Source organism: Vibrio sp. T3Y01, from assembly GCF_013114525.1.
Classification (GTDB): domain Bacteria; phylum Pseudomonadota; class Gammaproteobacteria; order Enterobacterales; family Vibrionaceae; genus Vibrio; species Vibrio chagasii_B.
Genome location: NZ_VTXJ01000019.1, coordinates 91,831 through 102,254, shown reverse-complemented (window position 1 = coordinate 102,254; position 10,424 = coordinate 91,831). Strand labels below are relative to the sequence as shown.

The window sequence follows — 10,424 nt, the reverse complement described above, 5'->3', positions numbered from 1 at the left end:
AAGATAAAGCTAATCAAGCGAATGGGATATGGGTATCGAGATACAGACTACTTCTTCTTGAAGATAAAAGCGGCTTTCCCCGGAAAGCCGCGATGAACCTTTTTATTTACCGGTTGATTGTTATTCTGTAATCGATACAGTTGTTCCACTGTGTTGCTCGTATGGTCTTTTTGTTTACACCCAAGCTGATGTTATAAATCGATTTTTAGTTTGCACTGTTAGCATTTGCATTGTTACTAAAAGGTGCAATTAAATGCTTATTTTTGTATGCGTATGATTGTTTAAGTAAGCGGGCGTTACATTTTGTGATTAGAGTAAAGAAATAGTAAGGATTAATTAGTACAGCTATTGATAAACTTGTTGTTACTTTGCTTTGGGCATAAAAAAACACCGCCTTATAGGCGGTGTAAACAAATTTGACAGACAGGTCAAAATAAATACAGGAAGTAGATGCCTCGTTTCAGCGCGTAGCTGTAACAAAACATTTGGTAGAACTCTACCCAACTCGAAAAGTACGAGTTTGCAAACACAACATCGCAGGAGCTGAGCCAATTGATTCTAGAGAGAATCAAGCCGTTCAGGCTAGCTGCTGCGGAATGAAATATAGAATTTCTCTAGCCGCTAGGCAATGGACAAATTATAATGTTTCAGATAAAAAAAACTAATGCTTATTTAGAGAGTAACTATGTCTCGTCGATTACCCCCATTAAACTCGTTAAGAGTGTTTGAAGCTGCGGCTCGACACTTGAGTTTTACGCGTGCCGCTGAAGAGTTGTTTGTTACTCAAGCTGCGGTGAGTCATCAGATCAAAGCGCTTGAAGAGTTTCTGTCTTTGAAGCTTTTTCGCCGTAGAAACCGCTCTTTACTGCTTACAGAAGAAGGGCAGAGCTACTTCTTAGATATCAAAGATATATTTACATCGCTGGCTGAGGCAACTGATAAGGTGCTTGAGAGAAGTGAGAAGGGCGCGTTAACCATCAGTTTACCCCCAAGCTTCGCGATTCAGTGGTTGGTGCCAAGGCTTGCTGACTTTAATCAACAAGAACCTGATATTGATGTTCGAATCAAAGCGGTTGATATGGATGAAGGCTCGTTGACGGATGATGTGGACGTGGCTATTTACTACGGTCGAGGAAATTGGCCGGGACTGAGAGCCGATAAGCTGTATCAAGAATACTTGATTCCACTGTGTTCACCTTCAGTGTTACTGGGGACAAAGCCATTAGAATCTCTAAAAGATTTAACATGTCATACGCTATTGCATGACACGTCTCGTAAAGATTGGAAACAGTTTGCGAAACAAAACGGTATCGATGGAGTAAATGTTAACCATGGACCGATCTTCAGCCACTCAACCATGGTGTTGCAAGCTGCCGCGCACGGGCAGGGTATTGCGCTGGGTAACAACGTTCTCGCACAACCTGAAATCGAAGCGGGTCGTTTAATTGCGCCATTTGATGAGGTGTTGGTAAGCAAGAACGCTTTCTATGTGGTGTGTCATGAGAAACAAGCTGACATGGGACGTATCGCTACTTTCCGTGATTGGATGCTGGCTAAAGCGCAAAGTGAACAAGAGGATTTACTAGATGAGTAACATCATTATTGATGGTGAAGATAATCCAATCACCTTTATCTTTGCGCACGGTGCGGGCGCAGGTATGGATCATGAATTCATGCAGTCGGTAGCCAAAGGATTAGCCTTTAAAGGGATACGAGTGGTTCGCTTCAATTTCCCTTATATGATTAAGCGTGCCGAAGATGGTAAGCGTCGTCCGCCGGATAGAGCGCCTAAGCTGCTTGAAGCCTATCAAGAGATTATTGAGCAAACTGATGCTGACAAGCTTGTGATTGGTGGTAAGTCGATGGGAGGCCGTATGGCGAGCCACTTATCTGAGCTAGATAAAGTCGCAGCAATGGCTTGTTTGGGTTTCCCTTTCCACCCTCCGGGTAAACCAGAGAATTACAAAGGTGGGCATCTTGCCTCTTTGCAAAAGCCGTGTCTGATTCTTCAAGGCGAACGCGATACCTTTGGTAAGCGTGAAGAGTTTGTCGATTTCGACCTATCGGATTCTATTCAAGTCGAGTTTATTCCCGATGGCGATCACAGCTTCAAGCCGCGCAAGAGCTCTGGCTACACAGAACAGCAGAACATCGCATTAACGGTTGAGAAGCTTTCTGCATTTATTAAAGAGGTGCTTAATGAAGAGTAAGTACCTACTCACCTTTGCTGGTGTATCTGGCGCTATTGCTGTAATGCTTGGTGCGTTCGCTGCACACGGGTTAAAGGCGATTCTATCTGAGTATCTTCTGGGCGTATTCGAGACAGGGGTTCAGTATCAGTTTATCCATACGTTAGCGATATTAGCGTGTGGCGCTCTGCTACAGATGAAACTTGGCGCTAAATCACAAAAATATTTTTTCATTGCGGCAATTTGCTTTATCATCGGCATCCTTTGTTTTAGTGGTAGCCTGTATGCGCTGGCACTGACAGGAATAAAATGGTTTGGCCCAATAACTCCGTTTGGTGGTCTACTATTTATCATTGGTTGGGGAGTCTTCTCCTTCGCTGCTTTGAATATAAAAGAGGTAACTCAGTGAAACACGTACTACTTTATTGTCGCTCTGGTTTTGAAAAAGAATGTGCTGGCGAAATTCAAGACAAGGCAACACAACTGGAAGTGTTTGGTTTTCCTCGCTTAAAGAACAATACCGGTTTTGTACTGTTTGAATGTTACCAAGCTGGTGAAGCGGACAAGTTGATCAAAGAGATCGACTTCCAATCGCTGATCTTTGCTCGTCAAATGCTAGCAGTAGCCGTTGAAATAAAAGATCTGCCAACCGATGACCGTATCTCTCCAATTCTTGAGGCGCTTTCTGAGAAAGAAGGCTTCCCTCGCTGTGGTGATATTCGTATCGAAACACCGGATACTAACGAAGCAAAAGAGCTACTGAAGTTCTGTCGTAAGTTTACTGTGCCAATGCGTCAAGCAATGCGAGGTAAAGGTTTGATGACAGCGAAGGACAACGCGAAGAAGCCTGTGCTTCACTTGTGCTTCATCGCGCCTGGTCACTGCTTTGTTGGTTACTCTTACCCAACCAACAACTCGCAGTTCTTCATGGGCATTCCTCGTTTGAAGTTCCCTTCTGATGCACCAAGCCGTTCTACATTGAAGCTAGAAGAAGCATTCCACGTATTCATCCCTCGTGATGAGTGGGACGAGCGTCTGGCTCCAGGTATGTGGGGCGTAGACTTAGGCGCCTGTCCAGGTGGTTGGACTTACCAATTGGTTAAGCGTTCGATGTTCGTTCACTGTGTGGATAACGGCATGATGGCGGATAGCCTAATGGAAACTGGTCAAATCAAACACCACATGGTGGATGGCTTTAAGTTCGAACCAGACCGTAAGAATGTCACTTGGATCATTTGTGACATGGTTGAGAAACCTGCGCGCGTTGCACACCTTATGGGTGAGTGGATCATCAAAGGTTGGGCGAAAGAAGCACTATTCAACCTTAAACTGCCAATGAAGGGCCGTTACGATGAAGTTCTGCAAGATATCGAGAACCTAAAACTGTTCCTGATTGAGAACAAAGTGAAGTTCAAGATGCAGGCGAAGCACCTATATCATGACCGCGAAGAAATTACGGTCCATATCCAGTCACTTTCAAATATCTCACCGCACTAATATTGGCGTTGATATATCAGTGATAAAAATGCTCCTTTAAGGGGCATTTTTTGTATCTGAAGTTCGTGAAATTACTCGAATATAGGCGCGAAATAATAGGAAAGTTGTCGAAATGCAGGCTATTTCAGTATTTGAATATTAAAAAAGCCGCAAGTGATCGAGACTTACGGCTACCTATCTTCAGGGGTGATACGAAGCAGGATTTATTCAAAGATTCAGCAGCAAAACGAAGTAAGTTTTACAGCGAGGGCATATTAACAAATTCTATTTTATTAAAAGTAAGTGAACGTAAGTAAAGAATGTAAATGATAAGAATTATCATTCAATTTGTGTAATATTCACGTCCCCTGACTTGAATCTATAAAATATAAAAACACAATATGAAACTTAAAGCACTTTCAGTAGCCGTTACGGTTGCCTTAACTTCTTTTACAGCCCTTGCTGCCGACGAACAAGAAACAGTCGTCGTAATTGGTTCTGCTCTTGATCAACTTGTTCAGACAGAAATCAACTCTGACACACTTGAAAAGAAACAAGCATCAGACATAAAAGACGTTCTGAATACTATGCCAAGTGTGACGGTGGACGGAAACGCACGTTACTCTCGCAAAGTGTATGTACGTGGTATGGAAGACAAGTTTGCCGTGGTGACCATTGATGGCGCACGTCAAGAAGGTCAGCTGTTCCACCACTCTGGTGATCAGGCCATTGACCCAGCGATGCTTAAGCGTGCTGAAATTGAATTAGGTGGTAACTCTGCACTGTCGGGTTCTGGTGCGATCAACGGCTCATTTAGCTACGAGACAAAAGATCCAAGCGACCTTCTTAAACCAGGCGAAAGCATTGGTGCTCGAGTTAAAACGAGCTACCAAACGGCTTACGAACGTTTCGCAACCAACGTTGCTGTGTATGCAAAAGTAAACGACAAGCTGCAATTCATGGGGATTGCAAACTACTCTGAAGATGGTGACCTACATATCCCAGATCAGGAAGCAGTGACGTCTAAGCAAGGCGAACTGAAGTCTGGCATCGCGAAAGTGGTATTCATCCCGAATGACGCTAACGAATTTAAACTGACTTTTAACCGATACAACGATGGCGGTAAACGTCAGCTTTCTGGTGAGAAGGCCGGTGCTCTGTATGCGGATGATGAACACAACTACCACTCGCTTAACCGTGATACTGTGACTCTGCAACATGAATACGATGCAGGTAGTGACTTAGTGCACCTGAAAACCAACATTTATTACAACCGTCAGTATATGGAGCGCGATGCGCTTGTGGATACGGCTTGGGATAAAGACGCGAACGGAAAATGGATTAAAGATGGCACAATTGCTATCCCTGATCGTGAATACAACGTGACGACCATTGGTGGTGACATTCGCAATATCTCATGGGTTGGTGAGCATGAGCTGACTTATGGTCTTGATGGCTATAAAGCTGAGCAGTGGATTGACGCGGGCGACGGTGTTTACCAAAGCGGTTCTAAGCAAGGTGAAACCAAGAAGTACGGCATGGATGGCGGTACCGTAACGGCATATGGCCTTTACCTACAAGACATGTACGAGTTTAGCGACTTCCGTTTAACAACAGGTTTGCGTTACGACGTTCATAAGCTTGGTGGTGTTTACGATGGCGACTTCGACCAGTTGTCTCCTAAATTTAAAGGTGAATACCAAACTACGGATAATCTAAAACTTCGTGTAGGTTACGGTCGTCTATTTAAAGGCGCGTCATTGCCAGAGACTCTGACAATGAAAGCAGCTGCAGATGTTAAGCAGTCTGATACTAAGGCGATGACGGGTAATAACTATGAGGCTGGTTTTGATTACGAGCTGACACGTCTACTGGCAGCGGACTACGCTATCCTAGGTTTCACGGCTTACACCTACAACCTAGATAATCAAATGCACCCAACTAAGAACAACACAACACTGGCTAACCAGTACGATGTTGAAGTGTGGGGTGTAGAAACGGTACTGAGCTACGCACTAGACTCTCTAAGCGTATACGCTAACCACTCTTACTCGGATGGTGACCAGAAAGATCTAGAGAATGGCAAAACAAGCCACATGAGCAAAACAGGCATTCACAACTTCAAAGCGGGCTTTAATTACAGCCTAAACAGTGAGTTTGTGTTTGGTTGGGACTCTCGCTTCGTTCCGGGTAATGACTACACGGATGAAGATGGTGAGCAAGTGAAGCGTGCTGGTTTTGCTACGCATAATATCTGGGCGGCTTACACACCTACGTTTGCGAAAGACCTAGAGATGAACATCGGTGTCGATAACATTCTTGATAAGAAATACGCAGAGCATACTGGCTTTGGTATCTCTTGGGGCTCAGATAAGTACACTAGCTACGAAGCCGGTCGTAACTTCAAAGCTTCTATCGCTTATAACTTCTAATCATCCGATTAAGTTCAGTTAGGCGGCAGCCAAAATAACAAAAAGCCTTAGTATCGACTAAGGCTTTTCTGTATCTGGAACTTCGTATAACAAAAGGTTTCTATATAGAGCTAAGCGCTCGCTTCGTAACGAATATCTTGCAGGTTAAAACCTAAATCTATGTCTGTTTTGAGAGCTGAGACTTGCTTACACACTCGAGCGGACTCAATGTGTTCATCAAACTTCTTACGATATTTTTTGGGTAAATCTTCCGCTTGAAAGGCCGTTTCAATATCAGGGTAAGTGGTTAAGATCTCTTTGGCTGCTTTTGGCCCCACGCCTGGGATGCCTGGCACTTGGCTAGAGCTAACACCGGTTAACCCCCAGTAATCTGCAAGCTGCTCTGGTTTTACGCCAAACTCCGCCTCGATAAAGGGTTTATCTAACCAGCGGTGTTGGAAATAATCGCGGATCTGCAGGGTTGGCGACAACAGTTGGCAGTAGCCCTTATCTGTAGAGATGATGGTGACGGTTTCGCCATGGTCTGCGACTTTCTTAGCCAGCGTTGCCACTAAATCATCTGCTTCATCACCATCGGACAGTAACGAATCTATGCCTAACTCCCACCAAGCTTGTTGGATTGCATCAAGGCCTTGCATGAGTGGCTCTGGCATGGGTTTTCGGTTCTGCTTGTATGCAGGCAGTACTTCCGCGCGCCAGCCTCGGTCTTGCAGGTGGTGGTCAAACACCGCGATGATATGAGTCGGCTTAGACTCTGAAGTAATCTTATTTAGAGTACGAGTTGTGGTGGTGATGGTTCTTGCTATATCGGTTGGATCCGGCTGAGCCGAGTGCACGCGTCGGATGAGATTCAAGGCATCGATAATAACAAGATGGATAGACATAAGTTTCCACTAAATAGGCAATAAAAAAAGGGGCTGCTAGCCCCTTATAGTAACGTATCAGTTAGTGAGTTGAAACGTTGGTAACGTAAACGCCTTAATCACGTGAGGCGATTTTATAGCAAGGCACGTAGTCGGTCCCGCCCGGTAGCTTCATTCGATGTTGCTCAACAAAGTCGTTAAGCAGTTGGTCCATTTTGGTCATTAGCTCTTTGTCACCATCGATAATGAATGGGCCGTGTTTTTCTATCTCTAGAATACCTTCAGCTTTGACATTACCCGCAACAATGCCCGAGAACGCTTTGCGCAGATTCGCCGCAAGGCTCTCTGTTTTCTGATCCATGTGTAGGTCGAGTGCCGCCATCGATTCGTGAGTCGGATCGAAAGGCAGTTGGAACTCAGGTTCAATATGCAGTGACCAGTTATAGCTGTAGGCATCGCCGGTCTCTTTACGGTGAGAACGGACATCCGGCATAGCTTGCTTCATAATTTTCGCAGCGCGAGCCGGGTCATCAATCACGATCTCATAATGTTTTTGTGCTTCTGGACCTAATGTCTCGCCAATGAATTTATCAATTGAGCGGAAGTAGGCTTCACTCTCCTTCGAGCCCGTTAATACAATCGGCATTGGCTGATCGGCATTGTTCGGGTGCATCATAATACCTAAGATGTACAACAGTTCTTCGGCAGTACCAGGGCCGCCAGGGAAAATGATGATGCCGTGCGCCATACGAACAAACGCCTCAAGACGCTTCTCGATATCTGGCATGATCACTAGCTCATTCACGATAGGGTTTGGTGGCTCAGCCGCAATGATAGATGGTTCAGTAAGACCTAGGTAACGATGATCAGTGTAGCGTTGCTTCGCGTGACCAATCGCCGCTCCTTTCATTGGGCCTTCCATCGCGCCCGGTCCACAACCGGTACAGATGTTGAGCTCGCGCAGGCCAAGTTCATTACCCACTTCACGAGTGTATTGGTATTCGCTGGCATTGATTGAGTGACCGCCCCAACACACGATGAGGTTCGGTTCGATGCCCGGAGTCAGCGCGCCTGCATTTCTTAAAATACCAAACACTAGGTTGGTGATATGAGTAGCATTGGTCAGGTTAAGCCTTTGGTTGTCGGCTAGGTGCATGTTGACGTACACAATGTCACGCAGCACTGAGAATAGGTGCTCTTGTATCCCCTTGATGATTTCACCATCGACAAAGGCATGTTCTGGTGGGTTGCTCAGTTCGAGCTTGATACCACGCTCACGGCGCACGACTTCGACATCAAACGACAGATATTTGTCGAGCAACTCTTTGGAGTTGTCGGTATGGCTACCTGAGTTGAGTACCGCTAACGTACAGTTACGATACAGTTGGTACAGATCACTAGACGCGGTTTTCTTAAGACGCTCAACCTCAAGTTGAGAGAGTAAATCCATGCTACCGGCAGGGCTAATATGAGTGATCATAGTGCCTCCTTGTTGAAAAGAGCAGGGGAGACATTTAAGTAACCCTCTGGCTCGAGAGTGAGAAGCAAACGTTGAAAGTGTTTGGTTAAGGGTGAGAGAGTTAACCAGACGAAACGGATACGACAGCGTTGCTTAATGGATTATATAAAAATTGGTTAAGAGCAAATATACGGTTGCTTGAAATCTTATATACAGCATTGCTTGCCAAGAATGCTTGTTAAGCGAATGTTAATCATTAGCTTAGCAAACATTTAGGAAATTGGTATGTGATAAGTATTTGAAAAAATGAAATAAATTAAATCTAGGGCTGCTTAGTTCCAAACAAGTTGGTTGGTTCCACGATGTTTTGCTTTATTTAATGTTTTATTGAGTCGCTCTAACACTTCTTCTGGCGTATCTGACTCTTTGAATTGAGTGCTGGCTGCACATAAGGTGATGGTGATTTGTTGGTCACGGAACTTAAATGGTAAACGGCTTACCTGAGTTTGAATGTTTTGAATCACCTGATGGCAAGATTCATCGGTTTGTTCTGGTAGCAATAAGATAAATTCTTCACCAGAAAAACGCGCTACGGTATCGGTAGTGCTGGCTTCTTTGGTGATGGTTCTTGCGATGATCTTTAGGGCTTTATCGCCCGCAGTGTAACCAAAGCTGTCGTTGATCGATTTGAAATTGTCGATATCAAGCAGTACTACACGTAGCGAGTGTTGTGCGCGAATCCAACGGCGGTACTCAAGCTCTAAACGATCGGTAAACGCGGTACGGTTGTACACCTTTGTTAGAGGGTCAAGCAGCATACGCTGAGCCTGATCTTCTAAACGCTTACGGTAATCTTGAGTCACTTCATATAGGGAATCGAGCTGAGTTTTTCCGTAGCTCATTCGTTCGATCAGTGCTTGCTCTTTTTGCTCGGCGTGATTCAACCTTTCAGATAGAGAGGCGATTTCACTGAGTAGAGGATTGATCGACTGTTTTAAGCTATCAATATCCTTCGCTCTCTCAACTGAGCTTTGGCTTTTGCTCACCAGCTCAGTGAGCTCAGAGTTGAGGCCTTGGCGGTGCTCAAAGTAGCTCTGACTTTGATCGGTATTCTGGTCTGCGGTTTTTATGCTCGATGCGAGTGACGCGTTGAGTTGGTCGATAAACTGCTCAGATTTTTTACGCTCTAGTGTGGTGCCTTCAATCACTAGCTTGAGGATCTGAAGTGTCAGCTCAAGCAGGTTTTGTGTAGAAACACCAAGCAATAGCTTTGCGCGAATATCGGTCAGCACATCACCTGATTCGCCCTCAAAATCGAGTTCGGTAATCAGATGTTGTAATTCGTTTGATAGATCAGAAAGGAGTTCTTGTTCTGGGCTGTGTGCAGTGTCGGCGAACTGAGAGCGTGAGTTATTCGCCATGATCTTTATGGCACGCTCATAAATACCGAGCAGTTTTATTGCATGGTCGACTTTCTGACTACCATTGCATTCGGAGAAGCTAAGTAAGTTTCGTAGGTCGCGTTTAAGCTGTGCTGGAAGGCCGGTTATGCGTTGCAGCGTTTCCCCACTGTGCTTAATGCTATCGTCCAGATATCCGTTCTGTTTATCCATAGCCAAGGTTTTCTGCTTCAGCATCCTTTCTAGTACTGCCAGCTTTGGGATCATCGAGCTAATGTCTTTCTGTTTTTCTAGCTCTTCCCTAAGGGCAATGAGGTTTTCATCTAAATGGCTATTACTGCCAACGCACGCGTCACTTAAAGATGTGACGATTCGCTTTAGAACTTTCTGTTCGCGAATAAATTTGAACGAGGTGTCTCTTTGCGTCAAACGAACTTGCTCCAACTGAAATTTCAGCTGGTGGAGTTGCGCCTGAATGTCTTTTTCAAGAATGCCCATAGATGTATTAATTAGCGCCGCGTAGATCGATCTCGATCATTTTGATGAAATTCCGTTACATCGATAATAACAAAACTAAAAATAAGGTCACGAGTTGCAAGTCTTAA

At 44.8% G+C, this 10,424-nt stretch carries 8 protein-coding genes; 5 read left to right on the top strand and 3 right to left on the bottom strand.

Going from position 1 to position 10,424, the window contains the following annotated elements:
• Nucleotides 1-685 precede the first annotated feature (685 nt).
• From F0232_RS18710 to F0232_RS18690, 5 genes are all read left to right on the top strand, one after another.
• Nucleotides 686-1,594, top strand: coding sequence for a transcriptional regulator GcvA (locus F0232_RS18710; RefSeq protein WP_061032573.1), 909 nt, complete (start codon nucleotides 686-688; stop codon nucleotides 1,592-1,594).
• Nucleotides 1,587-2,210 (top strand): alpha/beta fold hydrolase, encoded by a 624-nt coding sequence (locus F0232_RS18705; RefSeq protein ID WP_105057509.1) that lies wholly within the window; start codon nucleotides 1,587-1,589, stop codon nucleotides 2,208-2,210. The genes F0232_RS18710 and F0232_RS18705 overlap by 8 nt, the downstream gene beginning before the upstream one ends.
• On the top strand, nucleotides 2,200-2,598 hold the full coding sequence (locus tag F0232_RS18700) for a DUF423 domain-containing protein (protein ID WP_105057508.1): 399 nt from the start codon (nucleotides 2,200-2,202) through the stop codon (nucleotides 2,596-2,598). The genes F0232_RS18705 and F0232_RS18700 overlap by 11 nt, the downstream gene beginning before the upstream one ends.
• A complete protein-coding gene (gene rlmM, locus F0232_RS18695) occupies nucleotides 2,595-3,686 on the top strand; it encodes a 23S rRNA (cytidine(2498)-2'-O)-methyltransferase RlmM (protein WP_004738523.1) in 1,092 nt (363 codons plus the stop codon). The genes F0232_RS18700 and rlmM overlap by 4 nt, the downstream gene beginning before the upstream one ends.
• Before the next feature lie 380 nt (nucleotides 3,687-4,066).
• The gene (locus F0232_RS18690; RefSeq protein ID WP_061032577.1) at nucleotides 4,067-6,097 is read left to right on the top strand and encodes a TonB-dependent siderophore receptor; all 2,031 of its coding nucleotides are present in this window, start codon (nucleotides 4,067-4,069) and stop codon (nucleotides 6,095-6,097) included.
• Between the two features lie 110 nt (nucleotides 6,098-6,207).
• Here the strand turns inward: F0232_RS18690 and xni are convergent, their stop codons facing one another.
• The 3 genes from xni to F0232_RS18675 form a co-directional block, all read right to left on the bottom strand.
• On the bottom strand, nucleotides 6,208-6,981 hold the full coding sequence (xni, locus tag F0232_RS18685; RefSeq protein WP_061032578.1) for a flap endonuclease Xni: 774 nt from the start codon (nucleotides 6,979-6,981) through the stop codon (nucleotides 6,208-6,210).
• A 94-nt stretch (nucleotides 6,982-7,075) separates the two neighbouring features.
• Nucleotides 7,076-8,440, bottom strand: a complete 1,365-nt coding sequence (gene ppnN / locus F0232_RS18680) for a nucleotide 5'-monophosphate nucleosidase PpnN (RefSeq protein ID WP_008222901.1) — start codon at nucleotides 8,438-8,440, stop codon at nucleotides 7,076-7,078.
• A 311-nt stretch (nucleotides 8,441-8,751) separates the two neighbouring features.
• On the bottom strand, nucleotides 8,752-10,317 hold the full coding sequence (locus F0232_RS18675) for a diguanylate cyclase (protein WP_061032580.1): 1,566 nt from the start codon (nucleotides 10,315-10,317) through the stop codon (nucleotides 8,752-8,754).
• Nucleotides 10,318-10,424 lie beyond the last annotated feature (107 nt).

Bases quoted from the DNA above. Each gene is read 5' to 3' on its own strand.
- F0232_RS18710 (WP_061032573.1), top strand. From the start codon at position 686: ATGTCTCGTCGATTACCCCCATTAAACTCGTTAAGAGTGTTTGAAGCT.
- F0232_RS18705 (WP_105057509.1), top strand. From the start codon at position 1,587: ATGAGTAACATCATTATTGATGGTGAAGATAATCCAATCACCTTTATC.
- F0232_RS18700 (WP_105057508.1), top strand. From the start codon at position 2,200: ATGAAGAGTAAGTACCTACTCACCTTTGCTGGTGTATCTGGCGCTATT.
- F0232_RS18690 (WP_061032577.1), top strand. From the start codon at position 4,067: ATGAAACTTAAAGCACTTTCAGTAGCCGTTACGGTTGCCTTAACTTCT.
- xni (WP_061032578.1), bottom strand. From the start codon at position 6,981: ATGTCTATCCATCTTGTTATTATCGATGCCTTGAATCTCATCCGACGC.
- ppnN (WP_008222901.1), bottom strand. From the start codon at position 8,440: ATGATCACTCATATTAGCCCTGCCGGTAGCATGGATTTACTCTCTCAA.
- F0232_RS18675 (WP_061032580.1), bottom strand. From the start codon at position 10,317: ATGGGCATTCTTGAAAAAGACATTCAGGCGCAACTCCACCAGCTGAAA.